This window comes from Mycobacterium sp. GA-2829 (assembly GCF_001499965.1).
In the GTDB taxonomy this organism is placed as follows: Bacteria; Actinomycetota; Actinomycetes; order Mycobacteriales; family Mycobacteriaceae; genus Mycobacterium.
The window spans coordinates 1-19278 of the sequence record NZ_LQIT01000033.1; the positions used below are offsets into that span (position 1 = coordinate 1).

Here is a 19278-nt window from a genome sequence, read left to right on the forward strand (position 1 = left end):
GGGTGGAAAAGTAGGACACCGCCGAACACCCTTTAACCGCGGCCCTCCGACACCAACCGGAGGGCCGCGGCATTTCCGCGTTCAAAGCCTTTTCGGATCAATCGAATAGCGTGGGAACGGCCGAATGGAATTGTTTTTCCATTCCCAGCAGGATTTTCTTCCGCTCGATTCCGCCGCCATATCCGGTCAGGCTGCCATTCGAGCCGATCACGCGGTGGCACGGCACGATGATGCTGATCGGATTGTGGCCGTTGGCCAATCCGACCGCACGTGAGGCGCCCGGTGCGTCGATCTGCCGCGCTATTTCCCCATACGACCGGGTCTGCCCGTAGGGAATGGTCAGCAGGGCTTCCCACACGCGGCGCTGGAATGCGGTCCCGACGAGGTCGAGCTGCAGATCGAACGTCGTCAGCTCGCCGGCGAAATACGCGCTGAGTTGTTCGACGGCGTCCGGAAACGCTGTCGGGTCGGGTTCCCAGCCTTCCCGGCTCGGTTCGTACGTCTGATCGGTCATGCGCAGGTGCATGAGCCGGCCGTCGCGGCCCGCGAGGGTGAGCATGCCGACCGGGCTGTCGAGCGTGCAGTAGCGGATCGTCATTGGGGGACCTCCTTCGGGGGCCAATCGTTGACGGGGTGGTCGAGCGCCGTCCACAGGTGCTGGGTCGCGTACGCCCGCCAGGGGCGCCATCGGGTACTGCGGTCGGTCAGGGCGCGGGGATCATCGGGCAGCCCGAGGTGCCGGGCCGCGGTCAGCACGCCGAGATCGGTGACGGGGAAGGCGTCGGGGTCTCCGAGCGCACGCATCGCGATCATCTCTGCCGTCCATGGTCCGATACCGGGTAGGGCGAGCAGCTGCCGTCGCGCCTCATCCCAGTCGCACCCCGGGTCCAGCCGGACCGCCCCGCTCGCCAGGGCCGCGACCAGGCCCCGCACCGTACGCTGCCGGCTCCGCGGCACCGCCAGATGTGCGGGGTCGATGTCGGCGAGCTCCTCGACGCTCGGGAACACGTGGGTGAGCCCACCGTGCGGATCGCTGACCGGGTGCCCGTAGCTGGCGACCAGGCGTGCGGCATGGGTACGCGCAGCCTTGAGCGAGACCTGCTGGCCCAGCACGACGCGGACCGCCAGCTCGGCCTCGTCGACCGTGCGGGGGATGCGCTGGCCGGGCGCCTTGCCGACCAGCGCGCCCAGCTCCGCGTCGGCGCCGAGGACGTCGACGACGGCCTGCGGGTCGGCGTCGAGGTCGAGCAGGCGGCGGCACCGGGCGATGGCGCTGGACAGATCCCGCAGATCGTCGAGGTGCAGGGCGCAGTCCACGTGGGTCGGCAGCGGGGTGAGCGCCACGATGCCCGTCCCGTGCGGCAGCCGCAGCGTGCGCCGGAACGCGCCGTCGCGGAACTCCTCGACTCCGGGGATCGCGCTCGCGGCCAGATGCCCGAACACGCCTTCCGCGGCGAACGGCGCCCGCACGGGCAGGCGTAACGCCAGGACACCCGCCCCGGCGGCGCCGAACCGGTGTCGCGACCGTTCCCGCAGCGCCGTCGGTGGCGCGTCGAACGTCGCCTGGACTGTCTCGTTGAACTGCCGGATGCTCGAGAACCCGGCGGCGAACGCGACGTCGGAGAACGGCAGCTCGGTGGTCTCGATGAGCACCCGCGCGGTCTGGGCACGCTGCGCCCGCGCCAGCGCCAGCGGGTTCGCACCGACCTCCGCCTGCAGGATGCGCTGCAGCTGACGCGTCGTGTAGCCCAGCCGGGCGGCCAACCCCGTGACGCCTTCGCGGTCGACGGTGCCGTCCGCGATCAGCCGCATGGCCCTGGCTGCCACGTCACCGCGAACGTTCCACTCCGGCGAGCCGGGAGACGCGTCGGGCCTGCACCGTTTGCAGGCACGGAAACCCGCCGCCTGGGCCGCCGCCGCCGTCGGGTAGAACCGGACGTTGCGGGCGAACGGCGGCCGCGCCGGACAACTCGGGCGGCAATAGATCCGCGTGGTGAGCACCGCGGTGACGAACCAACCGTCGAACCGGGCGTCCTTGGACTGCACGGCCCGGTAGCAGCGGTCGAAGTCGTCGAACATGCCCTCAGCCTTACACGCCGCCCCTGACACCACCGGCGGAAAACGGACATGGGCGTGGCCGACCACACATCCGGCGAGAGCCTCCGGCCGCCATGCGCTTACCTAAACTCGACGGCATGAGCGGCAGTACCGGAGAGATGGTTCACGACGGACTGCTCAGGATCGAGGACTGCCTGGACGCCGACGGCAATATCGTTCTGCCGCCGGGTGTCACGCTGATCTCGCTCATCGACCGCAACATCGCCGCGGTCGGCGACGCGGTTGCCTACCGCTACCTCGACCACACCGGCGCCGACGACGTCCGCGCCGTCGAACTCACCTGGGCCGAACTCGGCGTGCGGTTGCGCGCGATCGGCGCCCGGGTGCAGGAACTGTCCGCGCGCGGGGACCGCGTCGCCATCCTGGCCCCCCAGGGCCTCGACTACATCGCCGGATTCTTCGCCGCGATCAAGGCCGGCGCCATCGCGGTGCCGCTGTTCGCCCCCGAACTGCAGGGGCACGCCGAACGCCTGCACACCGCACTCGGCGACGCCCGCCCGACCGTAGTGCTCACCACCGCGGCGGCGGTGGCCGCCGTCGAGGAGTTCCTCGCCGACCTGACCGACCTCCCGCGGCCGCACGTCGTGGTGATCGACGAGATCCCGGATGCGGCGGGGGAGGCCTTCGTCGACACCCCGATCGACGTCGACGACGTCTCGCACCTGCAGTACACCTCCGGTGCGACCCGGCCGCCGGTCGGCGTGGAGATCACCCACCGCGCGGTCGGCACCAACCTGCTGCAGATGATCCTGTCCATCGACCTGTTGGACCGAAACACCCACGGCGTCAGCTGGTTACCGCTGTTCCACGACATGGGTCTGTCGATGATCGGCTTCCCCGCGGTCTACGGCGGGCACTCCACGCTGATGTCGCCGACGGCGTTCCTGCGGCGCCCGCAGCGGTGGATCCGCGCCCTGTCCGACGAATCGCGCCGCGGCCGCGTCGTCACCGCCGCCCCGAACTTCGCCTACGAGTGGACCGCCCAGCGCGGGCTGCCCGACGACGACGAGGACGTCGACCTGGGCAACGTCATCCTCATCATCGGATCCGAACCGGTATCCATGGCCGCCATCGAGACCTTCACCGCGGCGTTCGCGCCGCACGGGTTGCCCGCGACCGCGTTCAAACCCTCCTACGGGATCGCCGAGGCGACCCTGTTCGTCTCGACGATCGCCCCGTCGGCGTGCGCATCGGTGGTGCACGTCGACCGCGACCACCTCACCCGCGGGCGGGCGGTCATCGTCCCCGCCGACGCCGAAAGCGCTGTGCCGCAGGTGTCGTGCGGTCAGGTCGCCCGCAGTCAGTGGGCCGCGATCGTCGACCCGGACTCCGGTCGCGAACTGCCCGACGGATCCGTCGGCGAGATCTGGTTGCACGGCGACAACATCGGCCGCGGCTACTGGGGTCGGCCCGAGGAGACCCGCGAAAGATTCTGCGCCGCAATCACACCGGGGGTGAGCACCCACACCGATGGAGTGGCGGGTGACGCGCACTGGTTGCGCACCGGCGACCTCGGCACCTACCTCGACGGGGAGCTCTACGTCACGGGCCGACTGGCCGACCTGGTGGTGATCGAGGGCCGCGGCCACTATCCGCAGGACATCGAAGCCACGGCGGCGGAGGCGTCGCCCCTTGTGCGGCGCGGCCACGCCACCGCGTTCACCGTGCCCGATGAGCAGCTGGTGATCATCGCCGAGCGGGCGTCGGGCACGCGCCGCGCCGACCCGGCAGCCGCCGCGGCGGCGATCCGCGCCGCGGTGCGCGCAACGCACGGCATCGACGTCGCCGACGTGCGGTTCGTGCCCGCAGGCGCCATACCGCGCACCACGAGCGGCAAGCTGGCCCGGCGGGCCTGCCGCGCCGAGTACCTCGACGGGACCCTGCGCGGGGCCTGATCAGGCCAGCAGCGCCAGGCGGGTCGGTTCGTCGTGGCCGCGCAGCGTCACGGTGTCGCCGAGGGCCCAGTGCGGGCGTTCGGAGTCGGTGGCGGCCTCCACGGTGTCCGACGAGGCGACCAGTCGGTGCGGCACGGTCTTGGCGAGTTCGCACAGCCGGGCGGCCTCGTTGACCGGCTCGCCGATCACGGTGTACTCGAACCGCTCCTTGGCGCCGACGTTGCCCGCCACCACCTGACCGGCCGCCACGCCGATGCCGGCCTGACATTCGGGCACCTCGTCGGCCAGGCGTTCGGCGATCGTCCGCGCGGCCGCGAGCGCCTCGTCCTCGGGGTGGTCGAGGCCGACCGGCGCCCCGAAGACCGCCAGCACCGCATCGCCCTCGAATTTGTTGACCAGGCCGCGGTGGCGGTCCACCTCCTCGACGATCACCTTGAAGAAGCGGTTGAGCAGTTCGACGACCTCCACCGCGGGGCGGCTGGTGACCAGTTGCGTCGACCCGATGATGTCGACGAAGACGACCGCGGCGTGGCGTTCCTCGCCGCCGAGTTCGATCTGCTGCTTCTCGGCGGCCAGCGCGACGTCGCGTCCGACGTGGCGGCCGAACAGATCGCGCACCCGCTCACGTTCGCGCAACCCCTCGACCATCTTGTTGAAACCCCGTTGCAGCTCACCGAGTTCGGTGCCGTCGAAGACCACCAGCTCGCACTCGAGGTTGCCTTCCTCGACCTGTTTGAGCGCCGAACGCACCACCCGCACCGGCGTGGCCGTCAACCACGACAGCAGCCACATCAGCACCCAGCCGAACACGAGCGCGAACAGCGCGAGGATCATCACCGCGACAGCGAACTGGGTGGGGGACAGGTTTTTCAGCGACAGCGTGATCAACGCCGCGAGCAGGATGCCCAGCACCGGCACGCCGGAACCGACCGTCCACACCAGCATGGTGCGGCCCATGATGCCGTGTGCGAGGCGGCGCGGTGGGCGGCCCGCCTCCAGCGCCTGCGCGGCGACCGGGCGCAGTGCGAACTCGGTGAACAGATAGCAGCTGGCCGACACCACCAGGCCGGGGAACACGATGCCGAGCGCGACCTTCGGGATGAAGTTGGTCTCGACCAAGCCGTAGAGCGTCGTCATCACCACCGCGCCGACGCCCCACAGCACGAGGATCACACGGGTCAGCCGCCACGGTGAGTAGAAGGTGTTGCGCTGGTCGTCGCGGGTGGGAGCGCGCTCCTCGATAGCCCAGCGCACGTTGTTGATGACGCGCAGCGTCGCCCAGATCACCCCGACGATGAGCGCGGCGAGGATGTAGGAGGGCGCCACGATCCAGGTGATCCACCAGACGTCGCCGTCGAACACGCTCGGCACCGGGAACGTCACGGTGACGACGAGCAGCGATATCCCGATGCCGATGAAGTTGGCGACCAGCACGAACGTGGTGAGGATGATCTGGATGCGCAGCCGGCGGCGGTGCTGGGTTTCGGAGGTCTTGCCCAGCAGCCAGGAGCCGTAATCGGGCGTATCGACGATGTGCCCGCTCTGCCGGGTGATCGCCTCGAGGACCCGGCCCATCCGCTGCGTCACGCTCGACTTGGCGTTCATTGTGCCGACAGCCTAATTTGCGCGGGTTCGCAGACCCTAATGTTGAGCGGGTGCGTCTCGTCATCGCCCAGTGCACGGTCGACTACGTCGGCCGGCTGACCGCCCATCTGCCCTCCGCCCGCCGACTGCTGCTGATCAAGGCCGACGGCTCGGTCAGCGTCCACGCCGACGACCGGGCGTACAAACCGCTGAACTGGATGAGCCCGCCGTGCCGGCTCACCGAGCAGGCCGGTGACCCCCACCCGGTGTGGGTGGTGGAGAACAAAGCCGGCGAGCAGTTGCGGATCACCGTCGAGGACATCGAGCACGACTCCAGCCATGAGCTCGGCGTCGACCCCGGCCTGGTGAAGGACGGGGTGGAGGCCCATCTGCAGAAGCTGCTCGCCGAACACGTCGAACTGCTGGGTGCGGGCTACACGCTGGTGCGCCGCGAGTACATGACCGCGATCGGTCCGGTGGATCTGCTGTGCCGCGACGAGTCCGGCCGTTCGGTGGCCGTGGAGATCAAACGCCGCGGCGAGATCGACGGCGTCGAACAGCTCACCCGCTACCTCGAACTGCTCAACCGTGACACGCTGCTGGCGCCGGTGAGCGGGGTGTTCGCCGCCCAGCAGATCAAACCGCAGGCCCGCACACTCGCCACCGATCGCGGAATCCGTTGTCTCATACTCGATTACGACAAGATGCGCGGTATGGACAGCGACGAGTTCCGGTTGTTCTGAACCCCTAGACTGCTGGTATGCCCAGACGCCGTCCCCCGCCGCGGCGGACGCGTCCGCTCGCGGGAGTGTTCGAGCAGCGACGTATCGAGACCGGACCCGACGGCTACGACTACGAAGTGCGGCCCGTGGCGGGCTCCCGCGCCACGAAGACCTACCGCTGCCCGGGCTGCGATCACGAGATCCGGCCCGGCACAGCGCATGTGGTGGTGTGGCCGGCCGATGCGGGGCCGACGGCGGTCGAGGACCGCAGGCACTGGCACACGCCGTGCTGGACGCACCGGGGCACCAGGAGCCCGACGCGGAGATGGTCCTAGGTGATCAGTGCTCGCCGTCGGCGGCCGGTTCGACGAGCTCGATCAGCACACCGCCGCCATCCTTGGGATGGATGAAGTTGATGCGCGAGTTCGACGTGCCGCGCCGGGGTGCGTCGTAGAGCAACCGGACACCCTGTTCGCGCAGCCGCTCGCTGAGCGCGTCGATGTCGCTGGTGCGGTAGGCCAGCTGCTGCAGGCCGGGGCCGCGCTTGTCGATGAACTTCGCGATGGTCGAGTTCTCGTCCAGCGGGGACATCAGCTGGATCTGCGCGCTGCCGACCGGGGCGCCGCGCACCGAGAGCATGGCCTCGCGGACGCCCTGCTCCTCGTTGACCTCTTCGTGCAGCACGATCATGCCGAGGTGGTCGTGGTACCACTTGATCGCCGCGTCCAGATCCGGCACCGCGATCCCGACGTGGTCGATCGCGGTCACCAACGCGGTGACCAGGGCGGGCCGGGCATCGATTTGGTCGGCAGTCATAGCTGAAAGGTAACCTAACGGCATCGGTTCCGAATACTCCTGGTCCGCTGTATAGCCCCGCCGGAACCGCCCGAAACCTGTCTGGAGGTAGTGATGACGACGTCGGTGATCGTTGCTGGGGCCCGCACCCCGGTGGGCAAGCTGATGGGTTCGCTGAAGGATTTCTCCGGCACCGATCTGGGCGCCATCGCGATCAAGGCCGCGCTCGAGAAGGCCGGTGTCGCGCCGTCGGCCGTCGAGTACGTGATCATGGGCCAGGTACTCACCGCCGGGGCCGGGCAGATGCCCGCCCGTCAGGCCGCCGTCGGCGCGGGCATCCCGTGGGATGTGCCCGCGCTGTCCATCAACAAGATGTGCCTGTCGGGCATCGACGCGATCGCGTTGGCGGATCAGCTGATCCGCGCCGGTGAATTCGACGTGGTGGTGGCCGGCGGCCAGGAGTCGATGAGCCAGGCGCCGCACCTGCTGATGAACAGCCGCTCGGGCTACAAGTACGGCGATTTCACCGCGGTCGACCACATGGCCTACGACGGTCTGCACGACGTGTTCACCGATCAGCCGATGGGCGCGCTCACCGAACAGCGCAACGACGTCGACAAGTTCACCCGCGCCCAGCAGGACGAGTACGCCGCCCAGTCGCATCAGCGCGCCGCCGCCGCGTGGAAGGACGGCGTGTTCGCCGACGAGGTGGTCCCGGTGTCGATCCCGCAGCGCAAGGGCGATCCGCTGGAGTTCGCCGAGGACGAGGGCATCCGCGCCAACACCACCGCCGAATCGCTGGGCGGGCTCAAGCCGGCGTTCCGCAAGGACGGCACCATCACCGCCGGTTCGGCGAGCCAGATCTCCGACGGCGCCTGCGCCGTCGTGGTGATGAACAAAGCCAAGGCCGAGGAGCTGGGCCTGACCTGGCTCGCCGAGATCGGTGCGCACGGCGTGGTCGCCGGGCCCGACTCCACGCTGCAGAGCCAGCCGGCCAACGCCGTCAAGAAGGCGATCGCCAAGGAGGGCATCACCGTCGATCAGCTCGACGTCATCGAGCTCAACGAGGCGTTCGCCGCGGTCGCGCTGGCCTCGACCAACGAGCTCGGCGTCGACCCCGACAAGGTGAACCCCAACGGCGGGGCCATCGCGATCGGCCATCCGATCGGCATGTCCGGCGCCCGGATCACGCTGCACGCCGCGCTCGAGCTGGCTCGCAAGGGCTCCGGCTACGCGGTCGCCGCGCTGTGCGGTGCCGGCGGCCAGGGCGACGCGTTGATCCTGCGGCGGCCCTGACCTCGCAGCGTCGTCTACGACGGCTTGTAGTAAAGGCGCGCGTTTTCGGGCACAATGGCGGCCATGTCTGGCGTTCTCGATCTGCGTAGCCGTATCGGTTGGCTCCATCTCGTCGGTCTGCTCGAGGCGGTGAGCTGGGTGGGCCTGCTGCTCGGGATGTACTTCAAGTACCTCGGCAGCCCGAGCACCGAGATCGGGGTCAAGATCTTCGGACCGGCCCACGGCGCGGTGTTCGTGGCGTTCGTCGCGGTGGCGCTGTTGGCCGGGTTCAGCCTTCGCTGGCGGCTGGGCACATGGTTGCTGGCCGGGGTGGCGAGCATCGTGCCGCTCGGCACTGTGATCTTCCTCATATGGGCCGATCGCACCGGTCGGATGGGTGCCGCCAACACTCGTCCGGCGCTCGCTCGGCCGGGTCACCCGGCACCCGAAACAACGTGACAGACTTGTCTGCGTGACACGTCCACGACCTTCCATCGGGCCGGCGCTGGCCGGTGCGGTTGATCTGTCCGCGCTCAAGCAACGTCCCGCCGCCGAGTCGGCCGGACCCGCCGGGGCGGGTGGCCCCGGCGGTGTCGAGGTGACCGAGGCCAACCTCGAAGCCGAGGTGCTGATCCGGTCGAGTCAGGTACCTGTCGTCGTGCTGTTGTGGTCTCCGCGCAGCGACTCCAGCGTCGCGCTGGGGCAGACGCTCGCGGACCTGGCCGCCGCCGACGCAGGCAAGTGGTCGCTGGCGACGGTCAACGTCGACACCACCCCGCGCGTCGCGCAGATGTTCGGCGTGCAGGCGGTGCCGACGGTGGTCGCCCTCGCCGGGGGTCAGCCGATCTCGAGTTTCCAGGGTCCGCAGCCGGCCGATCAGCTGCGCCGCTGGATCGACTCCCTGCTCGAGGCGACGGCAGGCAAGCTGTCGGGCTCCGGGGATCCGGATCAGCCCGAGCAGGTCGACCCCGAGGTCGCCCAGGCGCGCGCCCACCTCGACAACGGCGACTTCGACGCCGCGCTGAGCGCCTACCAGGCGATCCTCGACGCGAACCCGAACCACGTGGAGGCCAAGGGCGCGGTCCGCCAGATCGTGTTCCTGCAGCGCGCCACGACGCAGAGCCCCGATGCGGTGGCCGTCGCCGACGCCGCCCCCGGCGACGTCGACGCCGCATTCGCCGCGGCCGACGTCGAGATCCTCCAGCAGCAGGTGTCCGCCGCGTTCGACCGGTTGATCGCTCTGGTCAAGCGCACCGCGGGCGACGACCGCACCCGGGTGCGGACCCGGCTCATCGAACTGTTCGAGCTGTTCGACCCGGCCGACCCCGAGGTCATCGCTGGCCGGCGCAACCTCGCCAACGCCCTCTACTGACAGCCGCTGACTCTGCGCTCAGGGCGCGAAAGCTCGAGTGAGCGACGCCCTGGGCGCAGAGTCAACGCAGGTCAGGACAGGGGTGGGGCCGTCGGCGGTTCCTGTTCGACGGGCGCCTCGGCGGGCACCGGTTCGAACCACAGCGCCGACAGCGGCGGCAGCACCATGACCGCCGACGCGGGCCGTCCGTGCCACGGGTCGTCGGTGGCCTGCACCGCGCCGTAATTGCCGATCCCGGCGCCGTTGTAGTCGGTGGCGTCGGTGTTGAGCACCTCGCGCCAGGTCCCCGCGTGCGGCAACCCGAGCCGGTACTGGCTGTGCTCGGAGCCGGAGAAGTTGAACACGCACGCCAGTACCGAACCGTCGTCGCCGTAGCGCAGGAAGCTCAGCACGTTGTTCGCCGAGTCGTTGGCGTCGATCCACGAGTAGCCCTCAGGGCTGGTGTCGTGTGACCACAGCGCGCGGTGGCTGGTGTAGATGCCGTTCATGTCCGAGATCATCCGCAGGATGCCGGTCGAGTAGCTCTGCTCGTCGAGCTGGTACCAGTCGACGCCGCGTTCCTCGGACCACTCTGCGCGCTGGCCGAACTCCTGGCCCTGGAACAGCAACTGCTTACCGGGGTGGGCCCACTGGTAGGCCAGCAGCTGGCGCACACCCGCGGCCTTGCGGTGGTCGTCGCCGGGCATCCGGCCCCACAACGTGCCCTTGCCGTGCACCACCTCGTCGTGGCTGATCGGCAGCACATAGTTCTCGCTGAACGCGTACAGCATCGAGAACGTCATCTCGTGGTGGTGGTAGCTGCGGTGGATGGGGTCACGGCTGACGAACGCCAGCGTGTCGTTCATCCAGCCCATGTTCCACTTCATCGAGAAGCCGAGCCCGCCGAGGTTGGTCGGGCGCGTGACACCCGGCCACGACGTCGACTCCTCGGCGATCGTCACGATGCCGGGGCTGGCCTTGTGCACGGTGGCGTTCATCTCCTGCAGGAACTGCACCGCCTCCAGGTTCTCCCGGCCGCCGTAGACGTTCGGCGTCCATCCGCCCTCGGGGCGGGAGTAGTCCAGGTAGAGCATCGACGCGACGGCGTCGACCCGCAGCCCGTCGACGTGGTACTCCTGCAGCCAGTACAGCGCGTTGGCCACCAGGAAGTTGCGGACCTCGGCCCGGCCGAAGTCGAAAACGTATGTGCCCCAATCCAACTGCTCACCGCGCCGCGGGTCGGCGTGTTCGTAGAGGGGGGTGCCGTCGAACCGGCCCAGCGCCCACGAGTCCTTGGGGAAGTGGGCGGGCACCCAGTCCACGATGACCCCGATACCGGCCTGGTGCAGCCGGTCGACCAGGTAGCGGAACTCGTCGGGGGAGCCCAGCCGTGACGTCGGCGCGTAGTACGAGGTGACCTGGTAGCCCCACGATCCGCCGAACGGATGCTCGGCCACCGGCAGCATCTCGACGTGCGTGAAACCGTTGCCGAGCACGTATTCGGTCAGCTGGTCGGCGAGCTCGACGTAGGACAGCCCCGGCCGCCACGACATGAGGTGCACCTCGAGGGTGCTCATCGGTTCGAACACCGGATTCTTCGCCGCGCGCTCGGTCATCCACGCGTCGTCGGACCAGCTGTAGGTGCTCTTGGTGACCCGCGACGCCGTCTGCGGCGGCACCTCGGTGGCGAACGCCATCGGATCGGCGCGCTCGCTGACCACGCCGTCGGCGCCGTGGATGCGGAACTTGTAGAGCCCGTCGACCGGGAAGTCCGGCCAGAACAGCTCCCACACCCCGGTGGAGCCGAGCACGCGCAGCTGCGCCTCGTTGCCCTCCCAATGGTTGAAGTCGCCGATCAGCTGCACACCCTTGGCGTTGGGCGCCCACACCGCGAACGACACCCCCTCGACCACCCCGTCGGGGGTTTCGAAGCTGCGCGGATGCGCCCCGAGCACCTCCCACAGCCGTTCGTGGCGGCCCTCGGAGAACAGGTGCAGATCCATCTCGCCGAGCGTGGGCAGGAACCGGTACGCGTCGGCGGTGCGGTGGATGTGCGGCTGTTCGCCCCCGTGGTCGTAGCTGACCTCGAGGCGGTAGTCGATCAGCCCGGTGAACGGCAGGGTCACCGCGAACAGGCCGGCCTCGAGGTGGGTGAAGACGTGGCGCTGCCCGCCGACGACGGCGGCGACCTCGACCGCGTGCGGACGGTAGGCCCGGATCACGGTGTGGTCGTCGTACTCGTGGGCGCCGAGGATCGAATGTGGATCGTGGTGCTCACCGGCGAGTAGCCGGTTGAGGTCGGCGGTGTGCGGCCGCAGCTGCGGGCTGGCGGTCACGGTGGTGTCGGTCAGTCGCTCGGTGTTGGCCATGTGCGTGTCACTCCCTACGCAGTAGGTTGAGTCGTCGGTCTGCGGGCACCTGGGGCATGTTGAGCACATGCGCGACCGCCCGTGCGGGCTCGATGCGCACGTAGTTCGACTGCCCCCATTGGTATTCCTCTCCGGTGATCTCGTCGCGGACCCAGAACCTGTCGTAGGGCTCCATTCCCAATGCGCCCATGTCCAACCACACTGTGGCCTCTTCGGGCCCGAATGGGTTGAGCGTCACGACGACGAGCACCTGGTCACCGGTGGTCGGGTCGAACTTGCTGTAGGCCAGGATCGCGTCGTTGTCGGGGTAGTGGAACCGGATGGTCCGCAGCTCGTGCAGTGCGGGGTGGACGCGCCGGATCTCGTTGAGCCGTGTGATGAACGGTTCGAGCGATTCACCATCGGCCAGTGCGGCATCGAAGTCACGGGGGCGCAACTGGTACTTCTCGGAGTCCAGGTACTCCTCGCTGCCCTCGCGCACCGGACGGTGTTCGAACAGTTCGTATCCGGAGTACACGCCCCAGACCGAACTCATCGTCGAGGCGAGCACCGCCCGGATCGCGAACATGCCGGGCCCGCCGTGCTGCAGGCTCTCGTGCAGGATGTCGGGGGTGTTGACGAACAGGTTGGGCCGCGCGTAGTCGGCGTGTTCGGCGATCTCCTCGCCGAACTCTGTCAGCTCGCTCTTCGACGTCCGCCACGTGAAATACGTATACGACTGTGTGTAGCCGAGTTTCGCCAATCCGTACAGCCGAGCGGGCCGGGTGAACGCCTCGGCCAGGAACAGTACGTCGGGGTCCTCGTTCTTGATCTCCCCGATCAGCCACGCCCAGAAGTTGGGTGGTTTGGTATGCGGGTTGTCGACCCGGAACACCTTGACGCCGTGGGAGATCCAGTACCGGACGACCCGCAGCACCTCCAGGTACAGACCCGTCGGGTCGTTGTCGAAATTGAGCGGGTAGATGTCCTGGTACTTCTTCGGTGGGTTCTCCGCGTAGGCGATGGTGCCGTCGGGCAGCACGGTGAACCACTCGGGATGGTCCTTGGCCCACGGATGGTCCGGTGCGCACTGCAGCGCCAGATCGAGCGCGACCTCCAGACCCTCGTTGCGGGCCGCGGTGACGAACTCGTCGAAGTCGTCGATGGTGCCCAGATCCGGGTGCACCGCGTCGTGCCCGCCCTCGTCGCTGCCGATCGCCCACGGGGATCCGACGTCGCCCGGCCCCGCGGTGACGCTGTTGTTGGGGCCCTTGCGGTGCACCTTGCCGATCGGATGGATCGGCGGCAGGTACACCACGTCGAAACCCATCCGGGCGACGCGGGGCAGCGCCTTGGCCGCGGTCGCGAACGTGCCGTGCACCGGGTTGCCCTGGCTGTCCCAGCCGCCGGTGGAGCGGGGGAAGAACTCGTACCAGGAGCCGAAACGCGCCAGCGGACGGTCCACCCAGACGCCGTATTGCTCGCCGCGGGTGACCAATTCGCGCAGCGGATACTGATCGAGCAGCGCGGTCACGTCCGCGGCCAGTGCCGCGCCCGCGCGGTAGTACGGGTCGCCGGGTGTGCGCAGCCGCTCGGAGGCCTCGATCAGCGGGTAGCGGTCCTGGCGGGGGACGCCGGTCGCCGCGCGCTCGAGCAGCCGGGCGCCGACGAGCAGATCGTTGTCCAGTTCGGACTCGCTCTGGCCGGCGTCGAGTTTGGCCGTGACATTGTGACGCCACGTCGCGATCGGATCGCCCCAGCCGTCGACCCGGTAGGTCCACAACCCGACCGCGTCGGGCACGAACTGGCCGTGGAAGACATCCGGTGTGCGGCCCTGGCTCATCGGCAGGGTCTGCGGTTTGACCCGCTGTGCGGGCGTCACCACTTCCTCGATGGGCACGGCCTGCGGCGCCCGATCGGCGGTGACCCGGCCGACGGGGGCGTCGCCGAGTTCGGGATAGCTCGTGCCGTGATAGCGGACCACAAGCGTGGCGGACACGGCGTCGTGGCCTTCCCGCCAGACCGTCGCCCGGACCGGCACCACTTCACCGACCACCGCTTTGGCCGGATACCGGCCACCGGATACCACGGGCGCGACGTCGTCGATTCCGATACGGCCGGCCACCACCACTCCTCTGACTGTCTTCGCGGCCGTCATCGTCGTCGTTGCGGCCACTGTGTCGGTTCGTTATGTGTCTCCGCGCCCTATACCCACCGTAGTGCGCGACCCAACCCGAAGCAGGCCGACCAATCACCGAGACGCTGCACGGGTTGGCGGAGTCAGTAAGGTTGAGTCGCGTGAAAGCCCTGCGCAGGTTCACCGTCCGAGCCCACCTTCCCGACCGGCTAGCCGCGCTGGAGCGGCTTTCGGTCAACCTCCGCTGGTCATGGGACAAACCGACCCAGGATCTGTTCGCCGACATCGACCCGAAACTGTGGCAGCAGATCGGCTGCGATCCGGTCGCACTGCTCGGCGGGGTCTCGCCGCGCCGGCTCGACGAACTCGCCCGCGACGAATCCTTCGTGCGCCGCCTCGACGGGCTGGCCGCCGATCTCGACGACTACCTGGCGCGGCCGCTGTGGTACCAGCAGCAGCTCGAGAACGGCGCGGAACTGCCCAACGGCATCGCCTACTTCTCGATGGAGTTCGGCGTCGCCGAGGTGCTGCCGAACTACTCCGGCGGTCTGGGCATCCTCGCCGGCGACCACCTCAAGTCGGCGTCGGATCTGGGCCTGCCGCTGATCGCCGTCGGCCTGTACTACCGCTCGGGCTACTTCCGGCAGTCGCTGACCGCCGACGGCTGGCAGCACGAGAACTATCCGTCGCTCGACCCGCAGGGGTTGCCGCTGCGCCTGCTCACCGACGCCGCGGGCGAGCAGGTCCTCGTCGAACTGGCGATGCCCGAGGACGCCACACTGCGCGCGCGGGTGTGGGTGGCGCAGGTCGGGCGGATCCCGCTGCTGCTACTCGACTCCGACATCCCGGAGAACGACCACGATCTGCGCGGAGTCACCGACCGCCTCTACGGCGGCGACCAGGAACACCGGATCAAACAGGAACTCCTCGCCGGGATCGGCGGCGTGCGGGCCATCCGGGCGTTCACCGAGATCGAGGGCCTGCCCGCCCCGGAGGTGTTCCACATGAACGAGGGCCACGCCGGTTTCCTCGGTGTGGAGCGCATCCGCGAATTCATCGACGCCGGACTGGATTTCGACACCGCGCTGACGGTGGTGCGGTCCTCGACGGTGTTCACCACCCACACCCCGGTGCCCGCGGGTATCGACCGGTTCCCGGTGGAGATGATCAAGCGGTACTTCGGGGAGTCGCATCTGCTCGCCGGTGTCCCGCTGGACCGCATCGTCGGGTTCGGTGCCGAGGACGACCCGTCGAAGTTCAACATGGCCCACATGGGGCTGCGGCTGGCGCAGCGCGCCAACGGGGTCTCGCTGCTGCACGGACGGGTCAGCCGCGAGATGTTCAACGAACTGTGGCCGGGTTTCGACCCGGGAGAGGTGCCGATCGGGTCGATCACCAACGGTGTGCACGCGCCGACGTGGGCGGCGCCGCAGTGGATGGAACTGGGTCGCGAACTGCTCGGCACACACGATCTGGCGCAGCTGCGCGAGACCGACGCCTGGGAGCGGCTGCAGGAGGTGGACCCGGGTCACCTGTGGTGGATCCGGTCGCAGCTGCGCAAGGCGCTCGTCGAGGACGTCCGGGTGCGGGTGCGCAGATCGTGGCTCGAGCGGGGTGCCGCTGAAGCCGAATTGGGTTGGATCGCAACGGCTTTCGATCCCGATGTGCTGACCATCGGGTTCGCCCGCCGGGTGCCCACCTACAAGCGGTTGACGCTGATGCTGCGCGATCCGGCGCGGCTGGAGAGGCTGCTGCTCGACAAGGAGCGGCCGGTGCAGCTGATCGTGGCGGGGAAATCCCACCCGGCCGACGACGGCGGCAAGGCGCTGATCCAGCAGGTGGTGCGGTTCGCCGACCGCCACGAGGTGCGGCACCGCATCGCGTTCCTGCCGGACTACGACATGTCGATGGCGCGGCAGCTGTACTACGGCTGCGACGTGTGGTTGAACAATCCGCTGCGCCCGCTCGAGGCGTGCGGCACGTCGGGGATGAAGAGCGCGCTCAACGGCGGGCTGAACCTGTCGATCCGCGACGGCTGGTGGGACGAGTGGTTCGACGGGGAGAACGGGTGGGAGATCCCGACCGCCGACGGCCTCGCCGACGAGAACCGCCGCGACGATCTGGAGGCCGCCGCGCTCTACGACCTCGTCGAGCAGTCGGTGGCACCGAAGTTCTACGAGCGCGACGAACACGGCATCCCGATCCGCTGGGTCGAGATGGTCCGCCACACGCTCAAGTCGCTCGGCCCGAAGGTGCTGGCCTCGCGGATGGTGCGCGACTACACCGAGAAGTACTACGCGCCGGCCGCGCAGTCGCTGCGCCGGACCGTCGCCGACGCAGACGGTTCGGCGTACGGTGCGGCCGCCGAACTGGCCGACTACCGGCGCCGGGTGCAGAAGGCGTGGCCGAAGGTCGAGGTGACCGAGGTGGACAGCTCCGGGCTGCCCGACACCCCGCTGCTCAACTCCGAGCTGACGCTGACCGCGACGGTGGCGCTGGCCGGGCTGCAGCCCGACGAGGTGTCCGTGCAGGCGGTGCTCGGGCGCGTCGACGCCGGCGACACGCTGCTCGATCCGCTGACGGTGCCGATGGCGCACACCGGTGCCACCGACGACGGCAGGCAGGTCTACACGACGACGACACCGCTGCCCGTCGCCGGTCCGGTCGGCTACACCGTGCGGGTGCTGCCGCACCACCGGCTGCTGGCCGCCGACAACGAGCTCGGCCTGGTCACGTTGGCGTGAGCCTGGTCCGGCAGATCGGCGGCGGACCGTACGCGCTGGCCGCGGGCGCCGACGGCGCGATGTGGGTGACCCTCGTCCACGACGGGGCGATCGCCCGGGTCGGCGCCGACGGCGCCGTCGACCGCTTCCCGGTGGCCGAGGGTTCGCGGCCGTCGCTGATCACCTCGGGCCCCGACGGCGCGCTGTGGTTCACCCGCAACGGCGACGACCGCATCGGCCGCATCACCACCGCGGGTGAGCTCACCGAGTTCGCGCTCGGAGAGGGCAGTGCGCCGTTCGGGATCTGCGTCGGCGCCGACGGGGCGCTGTGGTTCACCGAGATGGGCGTCGGCGGCATCGGGCGGATCACCGTCGACGGTGAGGTCAGCGGCGAGGCGTCGGCACGCGGAACGCCGTCGATGATCACCCGCGGCCCCGACGACGCACTGTGGTTCACGCTGAATGCGGGCAGCGCGATCGGCAGGCTGCATCCGGCGGACGGGCTGACCATCCGCGAGCTGCCGACCCGCGGCGCCGGTCCGGTGGGTATCACCGCCACGCACGACGACGCGATCTGGTTCACCGAGATCCTCGCCGACAAGCTGGGGCGGATCCCGCTCGACGGGGCGCTGCAGGAGATCGACATGCCCGGGAAACCCCATGCGGTGGTGGCCGATCCGTCCGGCGGCGTGTGGGTCAGCCTCTGGGGTGCCGATCAGCTGGCGCGCATCGGCTTCGACGGTGAGGTGGAGACCTTCGACCTCCCACGCGGCAGCGAACCGCACGGGCTGGCCATCGGTCCCGACGGGGCGCTGTGGGCGGCGCTGGAGTCCGGATTCGTCGTCCGCGTCCCGGACTGAGGGCTAGGGGAACCGGGCCAGGCACCGCTGCTCGTCGCCGAGCACCCCGACGCGGAATGCGTCGATCCGGGAGAACCCCGACGGCACCGAATCGCCGTTGACGTCGCCTGCGGCCAGTCCGTTGGTGAGGATCCCCGACACCGCCTCGTCGAGATCGCCCGCGGTGAGCACGATGCCGTTGCCGGGAGCGGTCTCCCGGGACAGCGCCGTGGTGGCCACTCCGGTCAGGCATGCGGTGCGCAGCGCCGCCTCGGCGGTGTGGAGGTCGAGCTCGCGCTCGTGCTGGACGGCCTGCAGGTAGCGCGACATCAGCACCGAGTAGGCGGTGTTGTCGCCGGTGGCCAACCCGTTGGTGTCGACGAACTCCTGCCGTGCGCCCATCTCCTCCAGCGCGGGCAGGTCGACGACGAGGGTGTTGGTGGCCGGGCAGTAGGACACCGGTGGGCTCGGCCGCGCGTCGGGGCAGGTGTCGGCGTTCGCGGCGGTGAAGTCGAGTTCCGGTGGGCGGGCGGGCCGGAAGACGCCGTTCAACGCGTCGACGACGTCGCGCACCGACTGGGTGGTCACCGGCAGTTCGCCGGTCTGGTCCTCGGGGAGCAGCACCGGCAGATCGCCGCGGCGCTGGCCGATCTCGCGCAGGTCGATCGCCGCGCAAGAGGCGGGTCCGTCGGTGAAGCCGAACTGGAACGCCGACACCCGTTCGAACGCCGACCCGTGTTCGTTGAGCCCCGACAGGTCGTCACCCTCGCTGAACAGCGGATCGCGGAAGGCGATGACCGCCGCCAGCACCCCGTTGAGGCCCTCGCCGGTGCTCAGCGTGAACCGCGGCGAGGACCCCTCGGCCACCCAGCGCATGTACGCGCCGGCGAAACAGTCGGCCTGCTGTTCGGCGACCAGCACCGGGGTGCCGCGTTTGTTGAGCTCCGCCTGGTGTCCGACGGCGTGGCCGTATTCGTGGGCGAGCACCAGCGCGACGCCCATGTCGCCGTTGGCGGCGCGCAACGCGGGCAGCAACTCCCCGCGGTCCCAACCGATGGTGTTCTCCGGCAGGCAGAAACCGGCGTTCACCAGGCCGACGGTGTCGGCGCCGCAGAAGACGCCGTCGTAGCTGTCGGAATCCCAGGACACCAGCGCGTCGACCGGGGTGAACTCCGCACCGTCGAAGGTCTCCGGAAACGCCTGCGCCCAGAACTCCTCGATGTCGCTCACCGCGGCGGCGGCCAATGCGTCCATGTCGCCGCCGTCGGTGTCGGTGACGTCGCGGCTGGGGTCCTCGGCGTCGGGGCGCAGCCCCGTCGGACCGTCGGTCGCGGCCATCCCGGCCACGCGGAACGGATCGTCGAACACCGAGACGGGGCGGCCCTGCAGGGTGGTCGAACATCCTGCCACCAGCGCCGAGGCGAGGATCGCGGCCCACCACACCCGCCGTCGGCTCATGCTGGCGCCTCCCGTCACTTCGCTGGAAAGGAT

The 19278-nt window shown here is 69.4% G+C and carries 15 protein-coding genes; 8 read left to right on the forward strand and 7 right to left on the reverse strand.

The window, feature by feature from the left end; all coding sequences use genetic code 11:
• Nucleotides 1-97 precede the first annotated feature (97 nt).
• Both AU194_RS19320 and AU194_RS19325 read right to left on the reverse strand, forming a co-directional pair.
• The gene (locus tag AU194_RS19320) at nucleotides 98-598 is read right to left on the reverse strand and encodes a methylated-DNA--[protein]-cysteine S-methyltransferase (protein ID WP_059090875.1); all 501 of its coding nucleotides are present in this window, start codon (nucleotides 596-598) and stop codon (nucleotides 98-100) included.
• On the reverse strand, nucleotides 595-2079 hold the full coding sequence (locus tag AU194_RS19325) for a DNA-3-methyladenine glycosylase 2 family protein (protein WP_197417674.1): 1485 nt from the start codon (nucleotides 2077-2079) through the stop codon (nucleotides 595-597). Before AU194_RS19325 ends, AU194_RS19320 begins: the two co-directional genes overlap by 4 nt.
• Before the next feature lie 116 nt (nucleotides 2080-2195).
• Between AU194_RS19325 and AU194_RS19330 the strand changes: the two genes are divergently transcribed.
• The gene (locus AU194_RS19330) at nucleotides 2196-4013 is read left to right on the forward strand and encodes a fatty acyl-AMP ligase (protein ID WP_059090877.1); all 1818 of its coding nucleotides are present in this window, start codon (nucleotides 2196-2198) and stop codon (nucleotides 4011-4013) included.
• Here AU194_RS19330 and AU194_RS19335 read toward each other — a convergent pair whose 3' ends face one another.
• On the reverse strand, nucleotides 4014-5618 hold the full coding sequence (locus AU194_RS19335) for an adenylate/guanylate cyclase domain-containing protein (RefSeq protein WP_059090878.1): 1605 nt from the start codon (nucleotides 5616-5618) through the stop codon (nucleotides 4014-4016).
• Between the two features lie 50 nt (nucleotides 5619-5668).
• Here AU194_RS19335 and nucS point away from each other — a divergent pair, with 50 nt between their 5' ends.
• Both nucS and AU194_RS19345 read left to right on the forward strand, forming a co-directional pair.
• Nucleotides 5669-6340, forward strand: a complete 672-nt coding sequence (gene nucS, locus AU194_RS19340; protein WP_059090879.1) for an endonuclease NucS — start codon at nucleotides 5669-5671, stop codon at nucleotides 6338-6340.
• A gap of 17 nt (nucleotides 6341-6357) precedes the next feature.
• On the forward strand, nucleotides 6358-6654 hold the full coding sequence (locus AU194_RS19345) for a hypothetical protein (protein ID WP_059090880.1): 297 nt from the start codon (nucleotides 6358-6360) through the stop codon (nucleotides 6652-6654).
• Between the two features lie 4 nt (nucleotides 6655-6658).
• Here AU194_RS19345 and mce read toward each other — a convergent pair whose 3' ends face one another.
• Nucleotides 6659-7135 carry a methylmalonyl-CoA epimerase gene (mce, locus tag AU194_RS19350; protein WP_059090881.1) on the reverse strand — a complete coding sequence of 159 codons (477 nt, stop codon included), beginning with the start codon at nucleotides 7133-7135 and terminating at the stop codon, nucleotides 6659-6661.
• A 93-nt stretch (nucleotides 7136-7228) separates the two neighbouring features.
• Here mce and AU194_RS19355 point away from each other — a divergent pair, with 93 nt between their 5' ends.
• The 3 genes from AU194_RS19355 to AU194_RS19365 are packed head-to-tail and all read left to right on the forward strand — an operon-like array spanning nucleotide 7229 to nucleotide 9761.
• Nucleotides 7229-8410, forward strand: coding sequence for an acetyl-CoA C-acetyltransferase (locus AU194_RS19355; RefSeq protein WP_059090882.1), 1182 nt, complete (start codon nucleotides 7229-7231; stop codon nucleotides 8408-8410).
• Nucleotides 8411-8464: 54 nt separating this feature from the next.
• Complete coding sequence (locus AU194_RS19360) at nucleotides 8465-8848, forward strand: DUF3817 domain-containing protein (RefSeq protein ID WP_059090883.1); 384 nt, start codon at nucleotides 8465-8467, stop codon at nucleotides 8846-8848.
• Nucleotides 8849-8861: 13 nt separating this feature from the next.
• Complete coding sequence (locus tag AU194_RS19365; protein WP_059090884.1) at nucleotides 8862-9761, forward strand: tetratricopeptide repeat protein; 900 nt, start codon at nucleotides 8862-8864, stop codon at nucleotides 9759-9761.
• Between the two features lie 71 nt (nucleotides 9762-9832).
• On the opposite strand, the gene glgB is transcribed toward AU194_RS19365, so the two are convergent.
• A complete protein-coding gene (glgB, locus tag AU194_RS19370) occupies nucleotides 9833-12109 on the reverse strand; it encodes a 1,4-alpha-glucan branching protein GlgB (RefSeq protein WP_059090885.1) in 2277 nt (758 codons plus the stop codon).
• Between the two features lie 7 nt (nucleotides 12110-12116).
• Entirely contained in the window at nucleotides 12117-14213 is a 2097-nt protein-coding gene (locus AU194_RS19375) for an alpha-1,4-glucan--maltose-1-phosphate maltosyltransferase (RefSeq protein WP_059090935.1), read from the reverse strand.
• A gap of 173 nt (nucleotides 14214-14386) precedes the next feature.
• Between AU194_RS19375 and glgP the strand changes: the two genes are divergently transcribed.
• Both glgP and AU194_RS19385 read left to right on the forward strand, forming a co-directional pair.
• Nucleotides 14387-16969 (forward strand): alpha-glucan family phosphorylase, encoded by a 2583-nt coding sequence (gene glgP / locus AU194_RS19380; protein ID WP_059090886.1) that lies wholly within the window; start codon nucleotides 14387-14389, stop codon nucleotides 16967-16969.
• Nucleotides 16966-17808, forward strand: coding sequence for a hypothetical protein (locus AU194_RS19385; RefSeq protein ID WP_059090887.1), 843 nt, complete (start codon nucleotides 16966-16968; stop codon nucleotides 17806-17808). The genes glgP and AU194_RS19385 overlap by 4 nt, the downstream gene beginning before the upstream one ends.
• A 3-nt stretch (nucleotides 17809-17811) precedes the next feature.
• Here the strand turns inward: AU194_RS19385 and AU194_RS19390 are convergent, their stop codons facing one another.
• Nucleotides 17812-19245 (reverse strand): hypothetical protein, encoded by a 1434-nt coding sequence (locus tag AU194_RS19390; protein ID WP_059090888.1) that lies wholly within the window; start codon nucleotides 19243-19245, stop codon nucleotides 17812-17814.
• Between the last annotated feature and the right edge of the window lie 33 nt (nucleotides 19246-19278).